The organism is Arthrobacter sp. YC-RL1 (assembly GCF_001454985.1).
In the GTDB taxonomy this organism is placed as follows: Bacteria; Actinomycetota; Actinomycetes; order Actinomycetales; family Micrococcaceae; genus Glutamicibacter; species Glutamicibacter soli.
In genome coordinates, this window is record NZ_CP013297.1 from 2950421 (window position 1) to 2974416 (window position 23996).

At 64.2% G+C, this 23996-nt stretch carries 23 protein-coding genes; 7 read left to right on the plus strand and 16 right to left on the minus strand.

All coding sequences use genetic code 11. From position 1 onward, the window contains the following. Nucleotides 1-6: 6 nt before the first annotated feature. From ATC04_RS13680 to tdh, 4 genes are all read right to left on the minus strand, one after another. Complete coding sequence (locus tag ATC04_RS13680) at nucleotides 7-1365, minus strand: extracellular solute-binding protein (RefSeq protein WP_047118546.1); 1359 nt, start codon at nucleotides 1363-1365, stop codon at nucleotides 7-9. A 134-nt stretch (nucleotides 1366-1499) separates the two neighbouring features. Next, nucleotides 1500-2516, minus strand: a complete 1017-nt coding sequence (locus ATC04_RS13685) for a LacI family DNA-binding transcriptional regulator (RefSeq protein ID WP_047118545.1) — start codon at nucleotides 2514-2516, stop codon at nucleotides 1500-1502. A gap of 70 nt (nucleotides 2517-2586) precedes the next feature. Further along, nucleotides 2587-3786 (minus strand): glycine C-acetyltransferase, encoded by a 1200-nt coding sequence (locus ATC04_RS13690; protein WP_047118544.1) that lies wholly within the window; start codon nucleotides 3784-3786, stop codon nucleotides 2587-2589. Nucleotides 3787-3818: 32 nt separating this feature from the next. Beyond that, nucleotides 3819-4871 carry an L-threonine 3-dehydrogenase gene (gene tdh, locus ATC04_RS13695; RefSeq protein WP_047118543.1) on the minus strand — a complete coding sequence of 351 codons (1053 nt, stop codon included), beginning with the start codon at nucleotides 4869-4871 and terminating at the stop codon, nucleotides 3819-3821. A gap of 134 nt (nucleotides 4872-5005) precedes the next feature. Between tdh and ATC04_RS13700 the strand changes: the two genes are divergently transcribed. The 4 genes from ATC04_RS13700 (at nucleotide 5006) to ATC04_RS13715 (ending at nucleotide 8909) form a co-directional block, all read left to right on the plus strand. Continuing rightward, nucleotides 5006-5911 (plus strand): LysR family transcriptional regulator, encoded by a 906-nt coding sequence (locus ATC04_RS13700; RefSeq protein ID WP_047118542.1) that lies wholly within the window; start codon nucleotides 5006-5008, stop codon nucleotides 5909-5911. Nucleotides 5912-6140: 229 nt separating this feature from the next. Then, complete coding sequence (locus ATC04_RS13705) at nucleotides 6141-7328, plus strand: MFS transporter (RefSeq protein WP_047118635.1); 1188 nt, start codon at nucleotides 6141-6143, stop codon at nucleotides 7326-7328. Between the two features lie 91 nt (nucleotides 7329-7419). Continuing rightward, nucleotides 7420-8028: a GNAT family protein gene (locus tag ATC04_RS13710; protein WP_047118541.1), complete on the plus strand. Its 609-nt coding sequence runs from the start codon at nucleotides 7420-7422 to the stop codon at nucleotides 8026-8028. 203 nt (nucleotides 8029-8231) lie between these two features. Then, nucleotides 8232-8909 carry an HAD family phosphatase gene (locus tag ATC04_RS13715; RefSeq protein WP_047118540.1) on the plus strand — a complete coding sequence of 226 codons (678 nt, stop codon included), beginning with the start codon at nucleotides 8232-8234 and terminating at the stop codon, nucleotides 8907-8909. A 73-nt stretch (nucleotides 8910-8982) separates the two neighbouring features. On the opposite strand, the gene ATC04_RS13720 is transcribed toward ATC04_RS13715, so the two are convergent. From ATC04_RS13720 to ATC04_RS13755, 8 genes are all read right to left on the minus strand, one after another. After that, nucleotides 8983-10164, minus strand: coding sequence for a Gfo/Idh/MocA family oxidoreductase (locus ATC04_RS13720; RefSeq protein WP_047118539.1), 1182 nt, complete (start codon nucleotides 10162-10164; stop codon nucleotides 8983-8985). Between the two features lie 38 nt (nucleotides 10165-10202). Continuing rightward, nucleotides 10203-11240, minus strand: coding sequence for a dipeptide ABC transporter ATP-binding protein (locus tag ATC04_RS13725; RefSeq protein ID WP_047118538.1), 1038 nt, complete (start codon nucleotides 11238-11240; stop codon nucleotides 10203-10205). Next, nucleotides 11233-12237, minus strand: coding sequence for an ABC transporter ATP-binding protein (locus tag ATC04_RS13730; RefSeq protein ID WP_047118537.1), 1005 nt, complete (start codon nucleotides 12235-12237; stop codon nucleotides 11233-11235). The genes ATC04_RS13725 and ATC04_RS13730 overlap by 8 nt, the downstream gene beginning before the upstream one ends. Continuing rightward, complete coding sequence (locus ATC04_RS13735; RefSeq protein ID WP_052772282.1) at nucleotides 12237-13142, minus strand: ABC transporter permease; 906 nt, start codon at nucleotides 13140-13142, stop codon at nucleotides 12237-12239. The genes ATC04_RS13730 and ATC04_RS13735 overlap by 1 nt, the downstream gene beginning before the upstream one ends. Beyond that, nucleotides 13139-14062 carry an ABC transporter permease gene (locus ATC04_RS13740; protein WP_047118535.1) on the minus strand — a complete coding sequence of 308 codons (924 nt, stop codon included), beginning with the start codon at nucleotides 14060-14062 and terminating at the stop codon, nucleotides 13139-13141. Before ATC04_RS13740 ends, ATC04_RS13735 begins: the two co-directional genes overlap by 4 nt. An 85-nt stretch (nucleotides 14063-14147) precedes the next feature. Further along, nucleotides 14148-15746, minus strand: coding sequence for an ABC transporter substrate-binding protein (locus tag ATC04_RS13745; protein WP_047118534.1), 1599 nt, complete (start codon nucleotides 15744-15746; stop codon nucleotides 14148-14150). 123 nt (nucleotides 15747-15869) lie between these two features. Continuing rightward, a complete protein-coding gene (locus ATC04_RS13750; RefSeq protein ID WP_082123823.1) occupies nucleotides 15870-17057 on the minus strand; it encodes an ROK family protein in 1188 nt (395 codons plus the stop codon). Between the two features lie 101 nt (nucleotides 17058-17158). Then, nucleotides 17159-18067 carry an aminoglycoside phosphotransferase family protein gene (locus ATC04_RS13755; protein ID WP_052772281.1) on the minus strand — a complete coding sequence of 303 codons (909 nt, stop codon included), beginning with the start codon at nucleotides 18065-18067 and terminating at the stop codon, nucleotides 17159-17161. 23 nt (nucleotides 18068-18090) lie between these two features. Between ATC04_RS13755 and ATC04_RS13760 the strand changes: the two genes are divergently transcribed. After that, complete coding sequence (locus tag ATC04_RS13760; RefSeq protein WP_147407212.1) at nucleotides 18091-18447, plus strand: hypothetical protein; 357 nt, start codon at nucleotides 18091-18093, stop codon at nucleotides 18445-18447. A gap of 74 nt (nucleotides 18448-18521) precedes the next feature. Here ATC04_RS13760 and gatB read toward each other — a convergent pair whose 3' ends face one another. The 4 genes from gatB to ATC04_RS13780 all read right to left on the minus strand — a co-directional run bounded on the left by gatB (nucleotide 18522) and on the right by ATC04_RS13780 (nucleotide 22490). Beyond that, the gene (gene gatB, locus ATC04_RS13765; protein ID WP_047118531.1) at nucleotides 18522-20030 is read right to left on the minus strand and encodes an Asp-tRNA(Asn)/Glu-tRNA(Gln) amidotransferase subunit GatB; all 1509 of its coding nucleotides are present in this window, start codon (nucleotides 20028-20030) and stop codon (nucleotides 18522-18524) included. A gap of 6 nt (nucleotides 20031-20036) precedes the next feature. Then, nucleotides 20037-21584, minus strand: coding sequence for an Asp-tRNA(Asn)/Glu-tRNA(Gln) amidotransferase subunit GatA (gatA, locus tag ATC04_RS13770; RefSeq protein ID WP_152666801.1), 1548 nt, complete (start codon nucleotides 21582-21584; stop codon nucleotides 20037-20039). Next, the gene (gene gatC, locus ATC04_RS13775) at nucleotides 21581-21877 is read right to left on the minus strand and encodes an Asp-tRNA(Asn)/Glu-tRNA(Gln) amidotransferase subunit GatC (RefSeq protein ID WP_047118529.1); all 297 of its coding nucleotides are present in this window, start codon (nucleotides 21875-21877) and stop codon (nucleotides 21581-21583) included. Before gatC ends, gatA begins: the two co-directional genes overlap by 4 nt. 85 nt (nucleotides 21878-21962) lie before the next feature. Further along, the gene (locus tag ATC04_RS13780) at nucleotides 21963-22490 is read right to left on the minus strand and encodes a 1,4-alpha-glucan branching protein (protein ID WP_157359289.1); all 528 of its coding nucleotides are present in this window, start codon (nucleotides 22488-22490) and stop codon (nucleotides 21963-21965) included. A 93-nt stretch (nucleotides 22491-22583) separates the two neighbouring features. Here ATC04_RS13780 and ATC04_RS13785 point away from each other — a divergent pair, with 93 nt between their 5' ends. Both ATC04_RS13785 and ATC04_RS19410 read left to right on the plus strand, forming a co-directional pair. Further along, nucleotides 22584-22943, plus strand: coding sequence for a hypothetical protein (locus tag ATC04_RS13785; RefSeq protein WP_047118528.1), 360 nt, complete (start codon nucleotides 22584-22586; stop codon nucleotides 22941-22943). Between the two features lie 407 nt (nucleotides 22944-23350). Next, on the plus strand, nucleotides 23351-23941 hold the full coding sequence (locus ATC04_RS19410) for a hypothetical protein (RefSeq protein WP_146955883.1): 591 nt from the start codon (nucleotides 23351-23353) through the stop codon (nucleotides 23939-23941). Nucleotides 23942-23996 lie beyond the last annotated feature (55 nt).

A 23996-nucleotide genomic window follows, 5' to 3' on the forward strand; every position in this document is an offset into this window, starting at 1 on the left:
TGGTGACTAGGAGTCATAACCGGACTGGATGTTTTCAAGCACTTCCTTGGTCGGTTTGCCGTCGATCCAGTCCACCAGGCCCTTCCAGAAGGAGTCGGAGCCGACGCTCTTGGGCATCAGATCAGAACCGTCGAAGCGGAAGGTGGTGTTCGGATCCTGTAGCAGTTCAACGGCGGAGCGCAGCAGGTCGCTGCTGGCGTTCGCTGGATCAAGTCCGGAGTTGGCGGAGATCACGCCGCCGAGTGAGACTCGGCTATTGGCCCAATCCGCGCTGGCCAAGTATTCCTGGACCTTGGCGGTCTCTTCATCGTTGGAGAAGGCTGCCACGAATTCGCCGCCGCCGACGATGGATACCGGGTCATCGGCCTTGACTGGCGGGGCGACGAAGGCCCAGACATCTCCGTCAGGTGCCACGGTGGCCTTCTCGCCATCGGCGTTCTTGGAATCCAGTACATATCCTTCCAGGAAGGAGGCCTGGTGGGTCAGCGGGCAGGTTCCCTTGGCCACTGCAGTACCGACATCGCCGAAGGCGGTGGCGTTGATCGACTTCACATCGCCATATCCGGCGTTGACCTGCTCGGGGTCAAGCAGGATCTTTCCAACGGAATCGAAGGCGCTGGCAATTTCTGGCGAGGTGAATTCCAGCTCGCCGGCTACCCACTTGTCATAGGCCTCGGGTCCGGACTGGCGCAGCACCGCGTCTTCAATCCAGTCGGTGCCCGGCCATCCCGATGCCTCGCCCGAAGCGAATCCGGCGCACCAGGCCGGCTCATCGGTCTTCTTTGAGATTTCGGCGCCCAGTGCGGTCATCTCATCCCAGGTCTGAGGCACGCTCACACCCCACTGCTCGAACTGCTTGGGCGAGTACCAGATGTAGCCCTTGACGCTGGCCATCAGCGGCACGCCGTACTGCACACCATCGACCTTGCCGTAGTTCTGCCAATCCTCGGACCAGTTGTTCTGCAGCTGGGACTGCACTGCTTCGGGCAGCTGCTGCACCTTGCCCTGGGCCACGGTGGCCTGCAGCAGGCCGGGCTGCGGGAAGACTGCCAAATCCGGGGTGTCGCCGCCTTGGACCTTGATCCCGATCTGGGATTCGAAGTTCTTGTCGCCGGTGTAGCGGATCTTGATGCCGTTCTCCTCGGACCACTTGGCCCACGACTTTTCCAGCAATTCCGCTTCAAGGCCGGTGACCGGACCATAGATGTCGACGACCCCGTCGGCTTGGCCCACCTGGGCGGCCGCGCCGCCGGAGGCGTTGGGGTCATTGGGGTCTGCTCCGCCCGAGCAACCGGCCAGGAGCATGCCGATGGCTGCCATCGAGATAACCGGCGCGAGCTTCAGCCTGCGTTGTGCTTTCTTCATGATGCCCTCCACGTTGACTAGTACCTTGCCGAGTGAAGCGGCCTGGCACGAATGATCCCCTCAATAGTGACGCAGGTCATCGACGCGCGTCAACACCTATGCGGGAACAGCGTGGAGAATTTGGCGTGGAACTGTCAGCGCGGTGCCGGGCCGGTGCTGTCGCGGACCGTCATCAGCGGCGCGATGAGCTGTTGCACGGCGCCTTGGGAACTGCCTTCGATTTTCTGCACCAGTGCGTCGACCGCCGCATGGGAAACGACCTCCCCCGGCGGTGCCACCGTGGTCAGTGCCGGGGCAACCATTTCGGCCGATCGATCACCGACACCCAGTGCAATCACCGAGAGGTTTTCGGGGATGCGCAACGATGCCATGCCCGCGGCGTTGACGAATCCAGCGGTGGCGAATTCCTTGAGCGCCAGCACCGCAGTAGGGCGCGGGTGCAGGTCCAGATAGGCGTCCAGCGCCGCGCGGCCGCCGCGCGCGTTGTTTTCCACCGGCACCTCCCGCATCGACATGCCTTGGACGCGCACGGCATCTGAGATGGCACGGGCCGTGCGGATGGCCGGGCCGTTGCCGGCGTCCTGGTCTTCCACGGAGACGTTGATGTACATGATGGATTGGTGGCCGAGGCCTGCCAGGTAGTCCACCGCCATGCGCCCGGCCTCGGCAAAATCATTATCGACATAGGACAGGTCAGCGCTGTCATCGGGCCGGCCAATGGAAGCGAAAGGTATGCCCGCGCGCCGCAAGACATCGAAGCGCGGGTCATTGATCGACACTTCCATGAGCAGCACCCCGGCCACCAGCTTCTGCCCGACCAAGCTTTCCAATCCCATGACATCGGTCATCGGATTGGACCACAACAGCATGTGGTAGCCCAGCGCGCGGGCACGCTCCATGGCGGCGGTGACGTATTCGAACTCGGTGGAAGAATAGCCGTCCACGCTGGTAGGAAAGTGCAGGGCAAGGATCCCCCGGCGCGACCCGGCCAGGCCCTGGGCAAAGGCATCCGGGGTGTAGCTCAGCTCCCGCATGGCCGCCAGGACCCTGGCCTTGGTCGCCTCGGAAATGGTGCGCCGGCCGCTGATCACGTAGGACACGGTACTGGGAGATACGCCGGCCAAGCGCGCCACCTCATCCCTGGTAGCCATGAGCCCTCCGCCTTTGGTTATGCCAACTCGTCATCCCTATTGAAACACGGCGCCGGGCCAACCGAGCTGGTCAGCGGCTGGCGACGAAGGCCTGCACGCAAGCCTCGATGTCCTCGGCCGAGTGGGCGGCGGAGAGCTGCACGCGGATGCGCGCTGCGCCCTTCGGAACCACCGGGAAGCTGAAGGCGGTCACGTAGACGCCGTGCTCCAGCATCTTGCCTGCCACCTCTGCGGCCTTGACCGCATCCCCGAACATGACCGGGACGATGGCGTGCTCCCCGTCCAGCAGGTCGAAGCCTTCCTCGCTCATGCGGCGGCGGAAGAGCGCTGCGTTCTCGAGGAGCTTCTCGCGCAGCTCGCCGGAGCCCTCCACGAGCTCCAGCGCCTTCAACGTCGCCGCCACGATGGCCGGGGCCAGCGAGTTGGAGAACAGGTACGGGCGGGCCTTCTGGCGCAGCATCGCAACGATTTCGCCGCGGCCGGACACGTAGCCGCCCGAGGCGCCGCCCAGCGCCTTGCCGAAGGTGCCGGTGTAGATGTCCACGCGGTCCGAAACCCCTGCATGCTCCGGGGTGCCGGCGCCGGTGGCGCCCATGAAGCCCACGGCGTGCGAGTCATCCACCATGACCAGCGCGTTGTACTGCTCGGCCAGGTCGCAGATGGCTTCCAGCGGAGCGATGAAGCCGTCCATGGAGAAGATGCCGTCGGTGACGATGATGGTGCGCCGTGCCCCGGCCCCGTCGTTCATGGCGGCCGCGGCCTGCAGCTGGACTTCCAGGTCTGCCATGTCCTGGTTGGCGTAGCGGAAGCGGGCGGCCTTGGACAGACGGATGCCGTCAATGATCGAGGCGTGGTTCAGCGCATCGGAGACAATGGCGTCTTCCGGGCCGAACAGCGACTCGAAGACGCCGCCGTTGGCGTCGAAGCAGCTGGAGAACAAGATGGTGTCCTCGGTGCCCAGGAATTTGGAGACGGCTGCCTCCAGTTCCAGGTGTAGGTCCTGGGTGCCGCAGATGAAGCGGACCGAAGCCATGCCGAAGCCGCGCTCGTCCATGGCCTGCTTGGCGGCCTCGATGATGCGCGGGTCGTCGGCCAGCCCCAGGTAGTTGTTGGCGCAGAAGTTCAGCACCTTGCGGGAGTCCTGGCCCAGCGAACCGGCCAGGATGGACGCGGACTGCGCCGAGTCGATGTGGCGTTCGGCCTTGAACAGGCCCGCGGTGCGCAGCTCATCCAGTTCCCCGGCAAGCTGTCCCTTGAGGTCGGTATACATTCCCAATTACTCCTTGTTGATCCGAGCGATTCTTAGCTGCTGAAGACTGTCCAGTCCAGCACGACCTTGCCTCCGTGGCCGCCACGGGCTGCCTCGAAGCCCTGCTGCCATTCGCTGGCCGGCAGGAAATCGGTGACGACCGAGGAGATGCGCTCGCGCATCAGCTCGGAGCTGGTGAGCATGGCGCTCATGGCATACCAGGTTTCGAACATTTCGCGGCCGTAGATGCCGCGCAGGGTCAGCATGTGGGTCACGACCTTGCCCCAGTTGATGTCGATGGACTCGCTGGGCAGGCCGAGCATGCAGATCTTGCCGCCGTGGTTCATGTTCTCGATCATTTCCGGCAGCGCGGTCTTGTGACCGGACATCTCCATGCCGTAGTCGAAGCCTTCGATCATGCCCAGCTCGCCCTGGGCGTCCTTGATACGCTGCTTGGCGACGTTGACCGCCAGGTCCACGCCCATGGTCTTGGCCAGCTCCAGACGCTGCTCGGAGATGTCGGTGATGGCGATCTTGCGGGCGCCGATGTGGCGGGCCACTGCGGCGGCCATCAGGCCGATCGGTCCGGCGCCGGTGATCAGTACGTCTTCGCCGACCATCGGGAACTGCAAGGCGGTGTGCACGGCATTGCCGAAGGGGTCGAAGATGGCGCCCAGCAGCGGGGTGATGCGTTCGTCGCGGTGCACGTAGACGTTGCTCTCCGGGATGGAGACGAATTCTGCGAAGGCGCCGTCGCGCTGCACGCCGACGGAGCTGACGTTGATGCACATGTGCTTGCGGCCGGCGCGGCAGTTGCGGCAAAGCCCGCACACCACGTGGCCTTCGCCGGAGACGCGGTCCCCGACCTTGACGTTATGCACGAAGTCGCCCACCTCGACAACCTCGCCGTAGAACTCGTGGCCCGGGACCAGCGGGGTGTTGATCATGGCCTTGGCGGCTTCGTCATAGGCTTCGATGTGCAGGTCGGTGCCGCAGATGCCGGTGGTCATGACGCGGATCTTGACGTCGTGGACGCCTACTTCCGGCTCCGGACGTTCAACGAGTTCCAAACCGGCGTGTGGTCCGGACTTGTACAAGGCTTTCATCAGGGATTCCTTTGATCAAGAAGCTGCGTCATGAGCACGAATGGTGGGATCAGTTCAAGTGTCGCACCGACCAAGCACGGATGACACCTTAGTTGATCATCGAAATACTGATCTGACGATTTAGTATTTACTTCATGGAATTACATCAGCTGAGAATCCTGCGCGAATTGGAGGACCTGGGAAGCGTCAACGCCGTAGCCAAGGCACTCTACGTCTCCCCCTCGGCCGTTTCCCAGCATCTGGCCCAGCTCCAGCGCAATTTCGCGGCACCATTGACCATGAAGGACGGCCGGCGCCTGGTTCTGACCGCCGAAGGCAGGCTGCTGGCTTCGGCCGCGGCGCAGGTCGCCTCGACCCTGGCCGAGGCTTCGGCGAAGATCCAGGCGCAGGATCAGGACCGGCAGACCCCCGTCAAGGTCGCAGGATTCCATTCCATCGGCCAGACGATCTTCGCCCCGCTGCTGACGTGGACGGAGCGCTCGCTGCCACCCCTGAGGTTTTCCGACGAAGATGTCTCGCAACAGGACTTCCCTGCGCTGACATCCGCCTACGACCTGGTGCTGGCGCACCGCATGCCCCACACCGCGCCGTGGCCGCAAAACCATGTGGCAGTCATCCCGCTGGCCTTCGAGCCCTTGGATATCGCGCTGCACCGGGATCACCCGCTGGCAGCGTTCGAAGAGCTCTCTCCGGAACAGGTGATCGGCGAGCGCTGGGTTGTGTCGAGATCCGGCTACTCCCCTGCCGACGTCTTGGAAACGATTGCCGCCCTGGCCGGCCGTGCACCGACGGTCGAGCATCGGGTCAACGACTACGCCACCGCAGGGTCGCTGATCGAGTCCAGCGGCTGCCTCGGGATCCTGCCTCGCTATACCGCGCGGAAATCCCTGGACGACACGGTGACTTTACGACCAATCAAAGGCCTTTCAGCAGGTCGACAAATCGACGTCTTGATCCGCGCGGAGCATCTTTATCGAGAGCCCGTCGTGGCTGTCGTTGAAGCGATCCGGCAGACCATCCAAGAGCTTGTCGGAGGATAGCTTCACGCGTACATGCACCCTGAGGTGAATGCACATGTTCAAGAGCTCCTCGCGCTCTGGATTCGACGAATTCAGCGCGCGCTGGGGGCTCTGAGGAAAACCACTGCGACGGACCTGCTTGGCGAACGCCGCCGATGGCCCGTGCCACGCCGATTTCCTTCGCGTAACGTGCCAAGAATTCATCCGTTTCCTCTCGTCCACGCCAATCCACCACGGTTACGCTGGGTGCGTGGTTGATCAGAAGGGCGGATTGGGTCCGCTGTACTTGGCGGGATTCACGACGGCATTCGGCGCCCACGGCGTTGCTGCTGCGCTGGGCACCGAAACGGAGAATCTCGGGCTGGCCTTTGCCACGCTCGGCTTGATCCTGGCGACATATGACATCGCCGAGGTGATCCTGAAACCCGTCTTCGGCACGCTAAGCGACCGGGTCGGCGTGAAGCCGGTAATCGTGGGAGGACTGCTGGTTTTCGCGGCGGCCTCGCTGCTCGGCGTCTTCGCCGCATCACCGTTGCTGCTCGCCCTAGCGAGGCTGGCCCAAGGTGCGGCCGCCGCAGGCTTCTCCCCCGCTTCTTCCTCGGCCGTTGCCCGGCTGGTGGGGCCTTCTCTCGCTGGACGCTACTTTGGCAAATACGGTTCGTGGAAGGGGCTCGGGTATGCCGGCGGCCCGCTGCTCGGAGCGGCCCTCATCACGTGGGCGGGCTTGCCGGCACTGTTCCTGGTGCTGGCTGGGCTCTCACTGGTCGCATCCCTGTGGACGGCCATCTCAATGCCTTCCGTGCCGGTCCTGCCGAAACACTGTTCCACGCTGGCAGATATTGTGAAACAATCCACGGCGCCGGCATTCCTCGGACCAGTACTCCTGTTGGCCGTTGCCACCGCGGTTTTGGGCGTCGCGGTGGGTTTCATCCCGTTGCTAGCAGCCCGACTCGGTGCTGACCCGATCATCGGCATGGGCGCTGTTAGCATCCTCGCCGTCATATCTGCCCTCGTGCAACCTCTGACCGGACGGATCCACGATTCTGCCCCGCAACGGGTCAATACCCTGATATCCGCCGGCGCAGCACTGCTGCTTGCCGCAGTAGCTCTGCTCGCGGTGGTCCCGTCCCTGCCGGTGATTCTGCTTGGCGCCGCGGCAATCGGCCTCGGGGTCGGGCTGATTACGCCACTAGGATTTGCCCGACTCGCCGCAACCACGCCGCCAGAACGCATGGGGCGCACCATGGGCAGCGCCGAGCTCGGGCGGGAGGTCGGAGATGCCGGGGGCCCGATCCTCGTGGGGCTGGTGGCCGGGGCGGCGACGCTGCCCTTGGGCCTGGGCGCACTAGCAGTCGCCTGCGCGGTGGCGGCGGCAGGCGGGGCAATAATGATGCGCTCACCGGCTTCGTCTGCGGATCATCCGAAGGGCACCGAATGAACCGGTCCCCGGTCCGGCGTTTGCCTTCCGCCCGGGAGAACGTAGACGCGCAGGGGTGCCGCAGAGATTTCTCAGCACGTACAGTATTCGCATGAAAATCCTTGACCCCGTCACCCTGCGCGGCACCCATGTCACCCTCGAGCCGCTGTCCATGGACCACCATGACGATCTGGTACAGGCAGCCAGCGACGGCGAACTGTGGAACCTCTGGTATACCTCGGTACCGCGTCCCGGAGACATGCGCGAAGAAATCCGCAAGCGCCTGGCGAGGCAGTCGGAAGGCTCAATGCTGGCCTTCACCACCCGACTCAATGATCCCGCTACCGGATTGCCCGGCAGGATTATAGGCATGACCACCTACTGCGGCATCGACCTCGGACTGCCCCGCGTGGAGATCGGCTACACCTGGAACGCCGCCAGCACCCACGGTTCAGGGGCCAATGCCGAGAGCAAGCGCCTGTTGCTGGGCTACGCCTTTGAAACGCTGGGCTGCGAAGTCGTGGTGTTCTGCACGCACTGGATGAATTTCCAGTCGCGCATGGCCATCAGCCGCTTGGGCGCCAAGCAGGACGGAGTGTTGCGGGCCCATTGTCGGATGCCGGACGGATCGCTGCGCGACACCGTGGTCTTCTCGATCTTGAAGACGGAGTGGCCGCAGGTGCGCAACGAACTGGACCGCCGAATCGCCGCCTATTCGTAAGGTTCCGCTCCATCCATCGCAGGCCGGAACAAAACAGCAGCCGGAGCGGAGGCAAGTGGGCTGGCGCTGATGGAACAGCGTGGTGCCCGGGAACAAACTAATCTTGTTCTAGGCGGCGGCGAATGCCCGCTGCCCCAGTGTTGCTCCTGCAATCCGCGGTCAAACACTCTCCACGTCTTCTAATCGAATGGGAATCCCACGCCTTGCAGCAGAAATTCTCCGCCGTCCTCTTCGACTGCGACGGGGTCCTGGTGGACTCCGAGCTCATCACCAACTCCGTCCTGCGGGACATCCTGCGGGAAAACTGCTGGGAGATCAGCATGGAAGAGAGCATCAAGATCTTCATCGGCAAGGCGCTGAAGGACCAGTGGGAACCGATCTACCAGCACACAGGGGTACGCATCGACGATGCCTGGCTGGCGCAGTTCCGGGCCCGGCGCGACCAGGCGCTGCGCACGCAGCTGCGCCCGGTGGAAGGGTCCGCCCAGGCCGTGGCGGCGGTCGCCAGCGTCTACGGCTCGAAGATCGCCTGCGTCACCGGCGCGGACCGCGCCAAGGTGGAAATGCAGCTGGAACTGACCGGGCTCGACCAGTATTTCGGCGACCGGGTGTTCAGCGGCATGGAGTTCCCGCGCAGCAAGCCGGCCCCGGACGTGTACCTCGCGGCCGCCACAGCGCTGGGCATAGATCCCCGAGAGGCGCTGGTCATCGAGGACACCGCCACGGGCGTGACTGCCGGAGTCGGCGCCGGGGCGACGGTCTACGGATATTCCTCCGGCGGTCCGACCAGCACCGACCCCGAGTCACTGCGCCAGGCCGGTGCCAGCAGGATCTTCACCCACATGGACCAGCTGGCGGAACTGGCCATAGAGGTCGAGTAGCACGACGGGCCAAAACGACAACGCAGGGCTCGGTGAACCGTCCGGTTCACCGAGCCCTGCGGTCATTTTCCGGCTATTTGACTGCTTCGGCCTGCTGGCCGGCTTCGAAGTAGCGCACCACGGCCTGGCCCGGGGAAGGGATCTGCAGCGTCTGCCCCTGATCGCGCAGCGAGCGGGCGCCCAGGTCCCCCACGGCCACCGCTGCGCGGGCCGCCAGCGGTGAGGTCTCGGTGGCTCCCCCTTCACGGGCGAAACGCAGGAATTCGGCGATCAGGTTCGGGTCCGCGCCGCCGTGCCCTTCCTCGTCGCCGTGAATTTCCACCTTCACATCCGGTTCGGCGAAACCGTGGGTGGTGCGGGTGTTCCAGACATGGATGAAGTCTCCCGGTCCGTCGCCGAAATTCTCCAGCCGCCCCTCGGTGCCGATCACCGTGTAGTTGCGCCAGTAGTCGGGGGTGAAGTGGCACTGCTGGTAGGAGGCGAGCACTCCGTTGTCCAGCTTCATTTGCACCATGGATAGGTCTTCAACGTCCAGGTTCGGGTTCAGGTCGCGCTGTTCGGCAGGAGGCCAGTTCTCCAGGGAGAACCAGTCGCGCATGCGCCGGTCGGCATTGTCCCGGCGGTCCTGTACCCCGCCGTAGACGGCAAGTGCCCCGACTCCGGAGACCTGGGTGCTGTAGCCCCCGGCCAGCCAGTGGATCACGTCGATGTCATGGGCGCCCTTCTGCAGCAGCAGGGTGTTGGCGTAGCGGCGTTCGGCGTGCCAGTCCTTGAAGTAGTAGTCCCCGCCGTTGCCCACGAAGTGCCGGCACCACACGGCCTTGACCTCGCCGATGGCACCCGAGTCGATCAGCTGCTTCATCTGCCAGATCACGGGCATGTGGCGCATGTTGTGGCCCACGTACAACCGGGTTCCGGTGCGCTGCGCGGTGGCCAGGATGTCATCTGCCGCCTCCAACGTGATGTCCAGCGGCTTTTCCACGAAGGTGGGGATGCCCGCCTCCAGGGTGCGGACCGCCACCTCGCGGTGCGTGAAATCAGGGGTGAGCACCAGGACCGCGTCGAGGTCAGCTGCCAGCAGCTCGTCCAGCTCGGCGGTGATCAGCGCCTCGGGCAGGGCCTGCGCGGCATCGGCACGGCCGCGTTCGCTGATGTCGCACACCATGCTCACCACGCTGCCCTCGCCGGGGCGCTGCAGATAGCGGTGCAGGGAAGCACGCAGGCCGAAGCCTACGATTCCAACTTTAAGATCCATGGGAATTCTCCTTGTCGTCACCTGTCGGTGCGCTCTGACTAATTGTTGGTCGGGCCAATAGGCCCGGGGAAAAAGCACCGTGCCGCATGGCCCTCGCCCACCGGGTCGAGGCCCGGCTCGGCGGTGGCGCAGGATGGGCGGGCCACGGGGCAGCGGGTGTGGAAACGGCAGCCGCTGGGCGGATCGATCGGAGACGGCGGGTCGCCCTGCAGCATGATCAGCTGCCGGGACTTGCCTGGCTCCTGGCGAAGCTCCGGCGCGGCGGACAGCAGCGCCTGCGTGTAGGGGTGCGCGCTGCGGTCGTAGACCTGGTCGTAGGTGCCGGTTTCAATGACGCGTCCCAGGTACATGGCGGCCACCGTGTCGGAAATATGCCGCACGATCTGCAGGTCATGGGCGATGAACACGTAGCTCAACCCCAGTTCCTGCTGCAGCGAGGCCAGCAGGTTCACCACCTGCGCGCGCACCGAAACGTCCAGGGCGGAGACCGCCTCGTCGCAGATGAGCACCTTGGGATTCAGCGCGATGCCGCGGGCGATGCCGATGCGTTGCTGCTGCCCGCCGGAAAAGTTGTGCGGATAGCGTTCCAGATGGTCAGGATTCAGCCCCACCAGTTCCATCAGTTCGGCGATCTTGGCCCGCCTCCCGGACCGCGGCACGGCGTCGGGGTGGATTTCGAAGGGTTCCATGAGGATCTGCTCGATCGTCATGCGCGGATTGAGCGAGGCGTAGGGGTCCTGGAAGATCAGCTGGATGTTCCGGCGCATCTGCGCCCGTTCAGCTCCGTGCAGGGTGTTGATGTCCTGGCCTTCGAACAGGACCTGTCCCTCGGTGGGCTTCTCCAGTCCACTCAGCACGCGGGCCAGCGTGGACTTGCCGCAGCCGCTTTCCCCGATGATGCCAAGGGTTTCGCCCTGCCGGATTTCCAGGTCCACCCCGTCCAGGGCCTTGACGGTCTTGCGCGGGCCGAAGGGCATCGCCCGGGCCACCGGGTAGTGCATCTTGACGCCGCGAAGCTCCATGAGCGGGCCTTGGACTGAATCCTTCGGCTGTTGTTCAAGCTGGGTATTAAGCATGGACCAGCACCTCCTCGGATTTGAAGCACGCGGTGTCGCGCTGCAGCGCAACTGGCTGCAGGACGGGAATCGTGGCCGTGCATGCCTGGTCGGCCAGCGGACAGCGGGCGGCGAAGGAGCAGCCCTGCGGAAGGCGCAGCAGATCCGGCGGGCTGCCCGGGATGGCAGGCAGCTGCTGCCCCTTGAGCTCTTCGCTAGCGATGGACGCGGCCAGGCCCCGGGTGTAGGGGTGCGCCGGATGCGCCAGCACCTCGGCGGTCGGGCCACGCTCGATGATGCGTCCTGCATACATGACTGCCACCTCGTCGGTCACCTCGCGGACCACCGAAATGTCGTGGGTGATCAGGATCAGCCCCATGTTGTTTTCCGATTGCTGTTCCTTGAGCAGTTCAAGGATCTGTGCCTGGACCGTGACGTCCAGCGCGGTGGTCGGCTCGTCGGCGATCAGCAGTTCCGGATCCAGGGCCAAGGCCATGGCGATCACGATGCGCTGGCGCATGCCGCCGGAGAACTGGTGCGGATAGTCGTTCACGCGCTTGGCCGCGGCCGGGATGCGCACGCGGTCCATCATCTCGATGGCCGCCCGCTTGGCCGCCGCCCGGCTGTAGCCACGATGCACCCGGTACAGCTCGCCGATCTGGCGTCCCACCGGATGCACCGGGTTCAGCGCGCTGAGCGCATCCTGGAACACCATGGCCACGCTGGCGCCGTTCAGGCTGCGCCGGCGCTTGGCGCTGACCGCCAACAGGTCTTCCCCGTTGAGCAGGATCTGCCCATGGGTCACCCGCGCCGGAGGAGTATCCAGCAGGCCCATGATGGTTCGGGCGGTCACCGACTTGCCGGAACCCGACTCGCCCAGGATTCCCAGCGAGCGCCCGCGCTGCAGCGAGAGGTTGACCCCGTTGATCGCGGTCGCCACCCCCTGGCGGGTTGCGAATTCCACCCGGAGGTCCTTGATCTCCAGCAATGACGGTGCTGCTTCATGCGGCTTGTTCATCACTTGCCCTTCGGGTCGAATTCATCGCGCATGGCCTCGCCGAAGAGGACGAAACCGAGCACGGTAATGGTCAGGAAGATCGCCGGGAACATCAGCAGGTGCGGCGCCGCATCGATATACTCACGGGCTGCCGCCAGCTGCAGGCCCCAGGAGACCGCCGGCGGGGTCAGGCCGATGCCGATGAAGGTCAGACCGGCCTCGGCGGAAATCATGCCGCCCACACCAAGGGTCTGCAACACCAGCAGCGGGGTGATCGCGTTGGGCACAATGTGCTTGCGCAGGATACGGCCGTTGCCGGCGCCGAGCAGGCGGGCGGCCTGCACGTATTCGCGGTTGCGCACCTCCAGCACGGAAGAGCGCATGAAGCGCACGCCGCCGGGCCAGCTGAACAGGGCAAGCGCGAAAATCACGGTCCAGACATTGCGTTCGCCGAACAGCTGCAGCACCACGATGGCGGCGAGGATGAAGGGCAGGCCGAAGGCCATGTCGCAGATGCGGGAAATCACCGCATCCACCCACCCGCCGAAGTAGCCGGCCAGGGCGCCAACGAGGGCGGCGATGCCGAAGGCGATGGCCGAGACCACGATGCCCACCAGGATCGAGGCGCGGGCGCCGTAGATGACGTTGGTGTAGTAGTCGCAGCCCTGGATGTCTATGCCGAACAGGTGCTCGGCACTGGGTGGCTGGTTGGACTTGAGGATGTCGCAGTTCTCGGTTGGACCCGGACCGAATCCGGTGAACAGCTGAGGGAACGCGGCCATCACGATCATCAGCAGCACGATGGCGCCCGAAATGACGAAGCGCGGTTTCAGCCACCAGCGTCGGTGGGCGCCGCGCACCTTGTCCGGGGCGCGGTCCACTGCCTTGGCGCCGTCGAGGGGATTAACCGTTGTTGTCGTGCTCATATTCTCACCCGTGGGTCGATCAAGCCGTAGGTCAGGTCAACCAGCAGGTTGAAGACCAGGTACACCAGCACCAGCAGGGTGGCGATGCCGACCACGATGGTGCCTTCCTTGTTGTTGATGGAACTGACCATCAGTCCCCCGATGCCCGGGATGTTGAAGATCGCCTCGATGATCACCGCGCCGCCGAGCATTCCGGCCAGGCTCAAGCCCAGGTAGGTGACCACCGGGATCATCGCGTTGCGCAGGGCATGGCCCCAGATGATGCGCTTGGGCGAAAGGCCCTTGGCCTTGGCGGTGCGCAGGTATTCGGCCCGCAGCACGTCCACCAGCGAGGTGCGCGTGAGCCGGGCCAGGCCGGCGGCCGCTTCCAGGGCCATGACCAGCGCCGGCAGGATGAAGGCCATGGGCCAGCCCGCGCGGATGCCGGCCGGATCCACCCAGCCAAGGTGCACCCCGAAGTAGGTCTGCGCGCCCAGGGCGATCACGAACCCGGGAACACCCATGAACAGCACCGTGAATACCAAAGCGAAATGGTCTCCTGCCTGGCCGCGGCGCAGTCCGCCGTAGACTCCGATGATCAGGCCGACGAACAGCTTGAGCACCCAGGCGGTCATGGCCAAGGCGAAGGTCGCGGGGAGGCGTTCGAGGATCAGGTCGAGCACCGGACGGCCGAAGAAGTCGATGCCGAAGTCTCCGCGGAAGACGCCCAGGATGTAGTTTCCGTACTGGATGATGAACGGGTCATCCAGGTGGTAGGCCTGGCGGATCTGCGCCACCGTGGCCTCCGGCAGCGGGCGCTCGCCGGTCAGCGCGGAAATCGGATCGCCGGGCATCAAGAATGTCAGTGCGTAGATGATGAAGGTGGCGCCCAGCAGCACCGGGATCATCTGCAGGATGCGCCGTACGGTATAACCCAGCATTGGTTACCCCTTTTGTCTGTGTGTTTCCGGCAAGCCGGGCGCCGGAAAATCATTTCCGGCGCCCGGCTTCCTGTCACGGTTCGTGCTAGCAGCCGTAGCCGGCGCGGTAGTACTGTAGGTCGCCCTGGACGTCGTTGAGCACGGCGCACTTGGACTGCAGTCCGTAGTCGGTAGGGATGAACAGCGGGATGGCCGGCAGGTCCTTGATGATGATCGCTTCGGCCTGTTTGAACAGCTCGGCCGACTTGGCGTCGTCCATTTCGGCGCGGGCTGCCTGGAGCAGCTTGTCGACCTTCGGGTTGGAGTAGGCGGTGGCGAGGTTTCCGTCGCCGCCGGTTTCATACTGGCTCAGGTACTGGTCCGAAGACTTGTAGGACCAGCCCCACAAACCGAAGGCGGCGCCTTCGAGCTTCTGGCTGTTGCGGCGCTCCGAGAGCTCGGTGCCGAGCATCGGCTTCATCTGCACGCTGATGCCCAGGTTGTCCTGGATCTGTTTGGCGATGGCCTGGACCAGCTGCTGGTCCGAAGCGGAGTTGCTTTCGATGACCAGGGTGCCGTCGAATCCGCCGTCATCGGCCAGGATCTTCTTGGCCTTCTCAGGATCGAAGGTGCAGGCGTCGCAGGAGCCTTCAACGTAGGAGTCCAGCGCCGGAGGCACCAGCGAATCCGATGGCTGGGCATGGCCCTTGAGCAGCGAGGTCGCGATGGCCTCCCGGTCGATGGACATCGACACGGCGTCGCGCAGCGCCTTCGAGGACAGCTCGTCGACATAGGCCGGGATCTGCAGGGTCTGTTGCTTGGAGCCGATCTTGACCTCGAACAGCGATTCCTCGCCCAGCTGGCTCTTGGCCTTGTCGACCATGGTGGCAGGCACGTTGCGGATCATGTCCAGGTTGCCGGCGGTCATGTCGGTGTAGGCGGGGTCGATCGAGGTGTAGATTTTTCCGACCAGCTGCTGCGCGCCGCCGGAGAAGCCGGCAGCGCCCTTGAATCCGTCCCACTTCTCCATGACGACCTGCTGGTTGTGGTCCCAGGAAACGAACTTGTACGGGCCGTTGGAAACCGGCGCCTCATCGTAGGCTGCCTCGTCGTCGAAGGCGCTTTCAGGCATCGGGCAGGTCGGGTTGGTGCTCAGGATTGCCGGGAAATCACGGTTCGGGGCCTTGAGGGTCACTGTCAGGTGGGTGTCGTCCACGACCTTCACGCCGGACAGTTCGGTGGCCTTCGCCGTGGAGCCGTCCAGCGGGTTCAGCTCGTCATAGCCCGCGAAGGAGACGAAGGTTCCGTTGCCCTGCCAGGCGTTAGCGCCGGTGGCGGTGGCGTTCCAGGCGTCGGCGAAGGAGTTCGCGGTGACCGGCGTTCCGTCATGGAAGGTCCACCCGTCCTGCAGTTCGATGTCCCAGACCTTGGCGTCATCGCTGGACACGGACTTGGCGGCCAGCGGTTCGAGCTCCTGGCTCTCGACATTGACTTCCATCAGGTTGGCGCACAGCGCCATGCCGATCTGGCTCCCCGGATCCTTCTGCGGAACGATGCTCTTCGGCTCGCTGGTCATGAACGACAAGGTCGCGATGTCCGAGCCGTTGCCAGACGCGGCCTGGCTGCCGGAGCCCGAGCAGGCGGTCGCGGCGAGCATCAGCGATGCGGCGCCGGCGACAAGCGCCAATTTCCTGGATTGCTTCATCCTGTTTCCTCCTACATGCGGCATTCCAGGCCTGTTCGCCGAGGTGTTGCTGCCGTCACATTTATTTATTTTATGAAATAAAGTAAACATGACAGGGGTGTGATGTCAAGAACAGGAAAAAAATTACTTAGCGCTAACCAGCTGCTGCAGGTTCTCGATGAACGCCAAAGGACTGCTCAACACCTCGTTGACCATAATGCTCGCGGCAAAAATCGACAGCGAAAGCTCGTGGTCGCTGGAGTACACCACACGCTGCCCGGCAACTCCTTGCTGCACGGACTTCTCGGTAACAGTCCGCTGCACGTGCGCCAGGGTTTCCGGCCGCTCGGCAGGCGTTCCCGCGATCACCAGCAGCCCCGGGTCCAGCAGGTCGAACAGCAGGGCGGCGGCCGTGGCGACATAGCCGTCGCGCTGTGCCACGAGCTGCCGAATCTGGGCATCCCCGGCATCATAAAGCCGGTCGATGTCTCCGTAGTTAATGACGTCGGTGCGATTGAGATCATGGGCACGGCGCACGGTCGCTTCATCGGTGGCCATGACCTGCAGGCAGCCTCGCCGGCCGCAGGCGCAGGGATAGCCAGCTGCGTCAACCTGGATGTGGGCGATGTTTCCCGCATGCTGGGAACGCCCGGCCCGGATCTGGCCGTCGCTGACCAGTACGGCCCCGAGGTCGGAGGTAATCACCATCAGCAGGAAGTCGGATTCCTTGGCGCCTTGCCCGTAGAACAACTCGGACTGGGCTGCGGCGCGGGCGTTGTTATCCAGGACCAGCGGTTGGGGAAGGGCTTCGAGCATCCGCTGCGCAGGAACCTGCGACCATCCGGCTCCGGCGTTCTCGACGATCAGCCCTTGCTCCCGATCTACGATGCCTCCGGTAGCCACCCCGGTGCCCAAGACCGGCCGTCCGTCGGCATGGTCCGCGACCAGTGTCTCTGCCTGGGCGATCACCAGTTCAAAGGCCTCTGCTGCGGTCATCCCCGAGTGCGGGACGAGCACGGAGGCTTTGGCAACTCCGTCCAGCCCGGTCAGCACGATACCCGTGACTCGCGGGCCGAGGTGGATCCCCATAACCAGGTTCGAGTCGGTGTCAACGCTCAGCGGAACCCTCGGACGGCCCTGCCCCGCGGCGACCGGGGCAGATTCGCTGATCAGCCGATGTTCCAGAAGGCTGGCGGCAATGCTGGTCACCGAGGCGGCGCTGATGCCGATGGCATTCGCGATGTCCTTGCGCGAGCGCCCGGGCTCCGCGAAGATTTCCTGGAGCACCGACGCGAAATTCCTGGCACGAGCCGGATCTGACCTGCGGGTCATGGCAAGGGCACCTTTCTCTCTGACCTCGCACTCTGGCAAAGGAAGACTCTCATCATTCTGTCATCTGCGATGCTTTCTTTCGCAATGCGCCGGGCGACTAGTTAGTGTCGAAGCAGCCCCCGCAGAGTTTCCAGGCCGATTCTTCCCAGCGGGTCATCGGGTCCCAGCGGTGAGGTGAGCATGGCGTAGCGCAGGGCCCAAGCCCGGGACCGCAGCCACGTGTCACTGCCTTTGAGGACCCCGTACTCGGCCAGCGCGCTGTCGCGGCTATCCGCGCTGAAGTGCAGCCACAGCATGCCCAGATCCGACGAGGGATCGCCCGCGCACAGATCGCCGAAGTCCACCAGCGCAGCTAGTTCGAAACCGTCCGGCCCGTTCTGGACGATGGTGTTGTGCGGGTGCGGATCACCGTGGAGCCAGTGTGCCGGTCCGTTGTATTCGGCGGCCTTCAGCCCGGCTTCCCAGATGGACTGGGCTGCTGGCCGTTGCGCGGTGGGCAGCAGCTCAATGCGTCCGCGGGTTGCATCGTCCAGCTCCCGCAACGGCCTTCCGCGGAAGGCGCTGCGCGGCGCCTCTGGCGGGGCCACTGCGTGCAGGGAGCGCAGGTATCCCGTAAATTGCCGCGCATAGTGGTCACGTTGGACACGGGAAATGCCGGCTGCACTCACTCCGGGAACATAACGGCAGATGGAGAAGCTCCAGGGATATTCCGCGGTCGGCATCCCGGAAAACAGCGGCGCACTCAGATCCAGTCCGCTGTCGGCCGCGGCCCGGTCCAACCATAGCCGTTCGCGCTCGGCCAGCTGCGCGGCCAAGGCCCGGCGGGGCACGCGCACCAGCAGCCGCTCCCCCAGCCGATAGACCTCATTGTCCCATCCCGTGGCCAGGTAGGAGATGGGAAGCCGCACCCACTGCTTCGGCGCCTGGCTAGCGACCAGCCGCTCCACGAGGGCCAGATCGATGGACGTTTCAGCCTCGGGAAAACCCGAAAGTGGTTGGGCGGTGGTCATCCAGCAATCCTAATGCAGACCTGGTGATGACCCGATCCGCTGGGGCCAAATGGTCGGAGCGGACGGGCTTACCGGGTGATTTGCAGCAGCTTGATCGGGATGACGCAGGAAGTACGGTCAAGATCATCCGTGGTTTTCAGCCGATTGTTCGTCCCAGTGTCATCGCACCCGACCACGTCAGCGGGAATTGCGATGACTTCCAAGGTGCCCGGAGGCAATTGCTGCGGGACAGCGAACCCACCGATACGTTGACCTACCGGTATTCGTTCATCTTCGATTCGGCCACGGGACATTTGAACGCTTTCGAAGAAGTCGCGGTCAATGTCGACGGATTCGTCCAGGGCGGAACGCTCAACAGCATTACTGTCGCGCCCCTCTGATCCGATTCAACAAACGAGGCTCCCATTTCCGTCAGCGACGGAAACGGGAGCCTCAGTTGTTTGAGCAGCGAACCTTAGAGGCCCAGCTTCTCCATTACGATCTCGCGGACGCGACCGGCGTCGGCCTGGCCGCGGGTGGCCTTCATGACCGGTCCCATCAGCGCACCGATGGCCTGCATCTTGCCGCCCTTGATCTTCTCGACCACGTCTGGCATGGCCGCGATGGCGTCATCCACGGCCTTGCCCAGCGCGTCGTCGTCGTTCACGACTGCCAGCGAGCGCTTCTCGACGATCTCCGCCGGGGAGCCCTCCCCTGCCAGCACGAATTCCAGGACCTGGCGGGCGATCTTGTCATTGATCTTCTTCGCTTCGATCAGCGAGTTCAGCTCAACGATGGTCTGCGGCGTGACACCCAGATCCGCAATCTCCTTCTCGGCGGCCTTGGCCAGACGGGCGATCTCGCCCATCCACCACTTGCGGGCCACGGCGGCGGAGGTACCGGCGGCGATGGTCGCCTCGATCTCATCCAGCACGCCGGCGTTCACGACGTCGCGGAACTCCTTGTCCGCGTAGCCCCACTCGGCCTTCAGCCGCTTGCGGCGGTCTGCCGGAGGTTCCGGCAGGCGGGAGCGAAGCTCCTCGACCCATTCGGCGGTGGTGACGATCGGCACCAGGTCCGGCTCCGGGAAGTAGCGGTAGTCATCCGCATCCGACTTCGGGCGGCCCGAGGTGGTGGAGCGGGTGTCCTCATGCCAGTGGCGGGTTTCCTGGACGATCTTGTTCCCGGAATCCAGCACTGCCGCGTGGCGCTCGATCTCGAAACGCACGGCGTGCTCCACTGCGCGCAGCGAGTTCACGTTCTTGGTCTCGGTACGGGTGCCGAACTTCTCGGCGTCCTTCGGCATCAGCGAAACGTTGGCATCGCAGCGCACGTTGCCGCGTTCCATCTTCGCGTCCGACACACCCAGGTTCTTCACGATCTCGCGGATCGCTGCCACGTAGGCGCGGGCCAGCTCCGGGGCGCGCTTGCCGGCGCCCACGATCGGCTTGGTCACGATCTCCACCAGCGGCACGCCGGCGCGGTTGTAGTCGACCAGCGAGTAGTCGGCGCCCTGGATGCGGCCTGCGGCGCCGCCCATGTGGGTCAGCTTGCCGGCGTCCTCCTCCATGTGGGCACGCTCGATCTCCACGCGGAAGACCTCGCCGTCCTCCAGCTCGATGTCCAGCCAGCCGTCATGGGCGATCGGGTCATCGTACTGGGAGGTCTGGAAGTTCTTCGGGGTGTCCGGGTAGAAATAGTTCTTTCGGGCGAAACCGCACTTTTCGGCGATCTGGCAGTTCAGCGCCAGGCCGATCAGGATGGAGTACTCCACGGCGGTCTTGTTGACCACCGGCAGCACGCCTGGCAGACCCAGGTCCACCGGGGTGACGTTGGTGTTCGGGGCGTCGCCGAAGGCGTTCGGGGCGTCGGAGAACATCTTGGTTTTGGTGTTCAGCTCCACGTGGACTTCGAAGCCCAGCACCGGATCATAGCGATCCAGGGCCTCGTCGAAATCGACTAGTTCATCGGTGTAGTTGCTCATGATTCCCTAGGCCTCCTGCGCGATCGAAGCGGTGTCAATGGCTGGTGCCTGCGAGATGAGGGTGTGGCCCCACTGCTTTTCCAGCAGGGTCTCCAGTGCGGCACCGGCGCGGTACAGGCGGGCATCCTCGTAGGCCGGAGCCAGGAACTGGATGCCCACCGGCAGGCCCTCGGACAGGCCGCCGGGCACGGTGATGCCCGGGACGCCGGCGAGGTTTGCCGGGATGGTGGCCACGTCGTTGAGGTACATGGCAACCGGGTCGTTGTCGTTCGCGCCGAGCTCGAAAGCCACGGTCGGAGCGGTCGGGGAGATCAGCACGTCGGCCTGCTCGAACGCGGCGTCGAAGTCGCGCTGGATCAGGGTGCGGACCTTCTGGGCCGAACCGTAGTAGGCGTCGTAGTAGCCGGCGCTCAGGGCGTAGGTGCCCAGGATGATGCGGCGCTTGACCTCGTCGCCGAAGCCGGCGGCGCGGGTGGCGCCCATGACGCGTTCAATGGTGAGCGGACCCTCGGTCGGCAGCACACGCTGGCCGAAGCGCACGCCGTCGAACTTGGCGAGGTTCGAGGAGACCTCGGAAGGCATGATCAGGTAGTAGGCGCCCAGCGCGTACTTGAAGTTCGGGCAGGAAACCTCAACGATTTCCGCGCCGGCGTTCTTGAGCAGCTCAAGGGACTCGTTGAAGCGCGCCTGCACGCCCTTCTGGTAGCCCTCGCCCTGCAATTCCTTGATGACGCCAACACGCACGCCGGACAGGTCGCCGGCGGCGCCGGCCTGCGCGGCGGCCACCAGGCCTTCGAGGTCCTGCGGCAGCGAGGTGGAGTCCTTCGGGTCGTGCCCGCCGATCAGTTCCTGCAGCAGCGCCGAGTCCAGCACAGTGCGGGACACCGGGCCGATCTGGTCCAGCGAGGAGGCCATGGCGATGGCGCCGTAGCGCGAGACCGCGCCGTAGGTCGGCTTCACGCCCACGGTGCCGGTGACCGCGCCCGGCTGGCGGATGGAGCCGCCGGTGTCGGTGCCCAGGGCCAGCGGGGCTTCGAAGGCCGCCACGGCTGCTGCCGAGCCGCCGCCGGAGCCGCCCGGGATGCGGCCCAGATCCCACGGGTTGCGGGTCACGCCGTAGGCCGAGTGCTCGGTGGAGGAACCCATCGCGAACTCGTCGAGGTTGGTCTTGCCCAGCATCGGGAGCTTCGCGGCGCGGATCTTCTCAATCACCGTCGCGTCGTATGGGCTCATCCAGCCCTCGAGCATCTTGGATGCGGCGGTGGTCGGCTGGCCCTTGGTGACGATCAGGTCCTTGATGGCGATCGGCACGCCGGCCAGCGGGTGCAGCGCTTCGGCTTCGGCGCCGCCGGCGGCGCGGATGGCGTCCACCTCTGCGGCCACGGCGAGCGCTTCCTCGGCGTTAACGTGCAGGAAGGCGTTCAGGGTGCCGTCGACCTCGGCGATGCGGTCCAGGTGCGCCTGGACGGCTTCCACGGAGGTGGTTTCGCCGGCGCGCAGCTTGGCTGCCAGTTCGGCGGCGGAGAGCTTAATCAGTTCGTTCACGTGGATTATTCACCATCCAAAATTGCCGGGACCTTGAAGCGATCCGAGTCCGAATCCGGCGCGTTGAGAAGCACGTCGTCAATGCTCAGCGTCTGGCCCACCACGTCCTCGCGCAGGACGTTGGTCAGCGGGATCGGGTGGCTGGTTGCTGGAATGTCGGAGGAGGCGACTTCGCTGACAGACGCGATGGCACCGACGATAGCGTCGAGTTCACCGGTCATCTTGTCCAGCTCTGCGTCGCTCATCTCGATGTGGGCCAACTGTGCCAGGTGCACAAGGTCCTCACGGCTGATGGCAGACATATATCTCCCTAGAATGGGCGGATGGGTTTCATAGACAAGTCTATCCCGTGCCGGACTGCCATCAGGCCGTAATGTGGCGCATCAGCTACGCTGTGCGCAATACCAAACCGGTCAGCTCCTGCCCCAGGGCGTTCTCCCAATATCCCACGACCCCGGACTGGGCTCCGGCCAAGCGCACCGGGCGGCGGATGATCTGCAGCTTCTTTCCGGCGGCGTCCTTGGTCAGGGCGACCCGCGGTTCGTCCATAAAGGATTCGGTGTGGTGCTGCGGGACGGCCTTGCCGTCGGCGAACGCCTGCAGCTGCGCGGTGAAGACCGGGTCTCCTTCGGCGTCGTAGATGTAGCGGGTGCCGAGGATGCCATGCTCGCTGGTACCCAGCAGATACTTCTGGGCCCCGGGCAACGGCGCGTCCCGGTAGGTCAGCGGTACGTGGTAGATGACGTCGCTCAGATCGGCGTTATCCGCATAAAGACGGAACTCGATGCCGACCTCCCCGGCAGGGTCTTCCAGCCGGAACCCCCCGACGTGGATGAGCTGCGGCTTCTTCTTGCCGGTGAAGAAATCCTGGCGGACCAGCCAGTCTTCAACCAGCTCGTTTTTGCTCGGCTTCATCGTCGTGTTGTAGATGATTCCCATGCGCATCGACTTTCAGGTGGGTTGTTTTGGCACAAGCACTGCACCAAATGATCAGGAGCCAGGTCGTTTATGCCTAGCATAGACGGCATGGAAACTAACTGCGAGTGGACCACCGGGGAGCAAACCCAGGCCTACGGGACAACGCTGTTTGAAGTCGATGCAGTTGTGCTGCGAGAGTCCGAGCCGGAGGACTTCGCGGTGCTATCTCTGTCGTTGAACGATCCGCGGTGGGCCGGGGCGCAGCAAAAGGTTGCCAAGCCCCAGCTTTCCCAGCATCCGGCGGACCGGTTCGCGTCCTGGTGCCGCAATCGGTCGGAGGGCGGCGATGCAGGCTTCAGCATTTTCGAGGAAACCACCGCTCCCCTGGTGGGGCATGCGACGTTGTACGGCGGCACGCTCCCCGTCGCATTGCCGACCTGTCGATCATGACCGGCCCGAAATACGTGGACAAGGGATTGGTCACCCGCGCGATGAAACTCATGTGCAGTTATGGTTTCAAGGCATTGGGCCTGCACCCCGTCAGCCTGCGCGTGGCTTCCTATAACCCCGGGCCATCCGAGCCTGGGAAAAGGCTGGTTTCAATATCGAGGGCAGTGAACGGGATTCGCATTTCCATGACGAGCTCATCGTGGGAATCGTGGACTGCGGCTACTTCGCCAGCTGACACCGTATTCTTGGCCGGTTGTACAGTTCGAAGGTGCACAGATAGGCTACCGGCAAGCAACCGAAGCTGTCCGTGGCTGCACAAGGATATCTGCAGTCTGACTTGAAGTATCATTCATACTCACCGGCGGCCAAAGCCGCAGTCAAGCGGTAGACCGACAAGGAGAAAATAGATGAAGCAAGGCCGCATCGCAGCGTTGGCAGCTTGCCTGTCCTTGGGACTTGTCTCCTGTACGAGCCCTGGTCTGCCGCAAGGGGAGGAAATCCCGACGCCAACACCCACCACTTCTTGCGATCGACCATATGTGGTCAGTGCGGGGCAGTCCGAAGGAAAACCCCAATTCATCCGGGTCGACAGGTTCTACGATCAGGATCTGGGCAAAACAGTGCTCGATCAGGAAGTTGCATCTTCCGTCGCGTGGACCCCGCTGCCCGCATGGGACAACCTTGATGCGGTTGTCACTGCAGTGAATGCCGTATCTCCTGACCGGCTCGAAGAACTGCCCTTCCCCCGCGCCGGCGAATTTGATTCGCTGCTCGCCAATTCCGATCGATCTGCCGGCAATTTGGTGTACCTCGCCGCGACGCCGCTGACCCATGAATTCAGCGTCCAATGCCAGAATGAGCCGGAAAACCGGTACAAGCTGGAATTCTCCACGTGGATCGATCCCGACTCGGGAGTTCTGGACTGCTCCTTGACGCTGGATGCGAAAGCTCCGGATGCGGCGCGCAAGGCGTACGGGGCCTACTGCCAAGAGGCGTAAGCCGCAATCAGAAACTGCCCTCCAGAAATTCCTGGAGGGCAGCGCGAACCTGATG

What these genes read in the sequence shown, in the direction of transcription:
- ATC04_RS13680 (WP_047118546.1), bottom strand. Translation starts at nt 1,365, where the DNA reads ATGAAGAAAGCACAACGCAGGCTGAAGCTCGCGCCGGTTATCTCGATG.
- ATC04_RS13685 (WP_047118545.1), bottom strand. Translation starts at nt 2,516, where the DNA reads ATGGCTACCAGGGATGAGGTGGCGCGCTTGGCCGGCGTATCTCCCAGT.
- ATC04_RS13690 (WP_047118544.1), bottom strand. Translation starts at nt 3,786, where the DNA reads ATGTATACCGACCTCAAGGGACAGCTTGCCGGGGAACTGGATGAGCTG.
- tdh (WP_047118543.1), bottom strand. Translation starts at nt 4,871, where the DNA reads ATGAAAGCCTTGTACAAGTCCGGACCACACGCCGGTTTGGAACTCGTT.
- ATC04_RS13700 (WP_047118542.1), top strand. Translation starts at nt 5,006, where the DNA reads ATGGAATTACATCAGCTGAGAATCCTGCGCGAATTGGAGGACCTGGGA.
- ATC04_RS13710 (WP_047118541.1), top strand. Translation starts at nt 7,420, where the DNA reads ATGAAAATCCTTGACCCCGTCACCCTGCGCGGCACCCATGTCACCCTC.
- ATC04_RS13720 (WP_047118539.1), bottom strand. Translation starts at nt 10,164, where the DNA reads ATGGATCTTAAAGTTGGAATCGTAGGCTTCGGCCTGCGTGCTTCCCTG.
- ATC04_RS13725 (WP_047118538.1), bottom strand. Translation starts at nt 11,240, where the DNA reads ATGCTTAATACCCAGCTTGAACAACAGCCGAAGGATTCAGTCCAAGGC.
- ATC04_RS13730 (WP_047118537.1), bottom strand. Translation starts at nt 12,237, where the DNA reads ATGAACAAGCCGCATGAAGCAGCACCGTCATTGCTGGAGATCAAGGAC.
- ATC04_RS13735 (WP_052772282.1), bottom strand. Translation starts at nt 13,142, where the DNA reads ATGAGCACGACAACAACGGTTAATCCCCTCGACGGCGCCAAGGCAGTG.
- ATC04_RS13740 (WP_047118535.1), bottom strand. Translation starts at nt 14,062, where the DNA reads ATGCTGGGTTATACCGTACGGCGCATCCTGCAGATGATCCCGGTGCTG.
- ATC04_RS13745 (WP_047118534.1), bottom strand. Translation starts at nt 15,746, where the DNA reads ATGAAGCAATCCAGGAAATTGGCGCTTGTCGCCGGCGCCGCATCGCTG.
- ATC04_RS13750 (WP_082123823.1), bottom strand. Translation starts at nt 17,057, where the DNA reads ATGACCCGCAGGTCAGATCCGGCTCGTGCCAGGAATTTCGCGTCGGTG.
- ATC04_RS13755 (WP_052772281.1), bottom strand. Translation starts at nt 18,067, where the DNA reads ATGACCACCGCCCAACCACTTTCGGGTTTTCCCGAGGCTGAAACGTCC.
- gatB (WP_047118531.1), bottom strand. Translation starts at nt 20,030, where the DNA reads ATGAGCAACTACACCGATGAACTAGTCGATTTCGACGAGGCCCTGGAT.
- gatC (WP_047118529.1), bottom strand. Translation starts at nt 21,877, where the DNA reads ATGTCTGCCATCAGCCGTGAGGACCTTGTGCACCTGGCACAGTTGGCC.
- ATC04_RS13780 (WP_157359289.1), bottom strand. Translation starts at nt 22,490, where the DNA reads ATGAAGCCGAGCAAAAACGAGCTGGTTGAAGACTGGCTGGTCCGCCAG.
- ATC04_RS13785 (WP_047118528.1), top strand. Translation starts at nt 22,584, where the DNA reads ATGCCTAGCATAGACGGCATGGAAACTAACTGCGAGTGGACCACCGGG.
- ATC04_RS19410 (WP_146955883.1), top strand. Translation starts at nt 23,351, where the DNA reads ATGAAGCAAGGCCGCATCGCAGCGTTGGCAGCTTGCCTGTCCTTGGGA.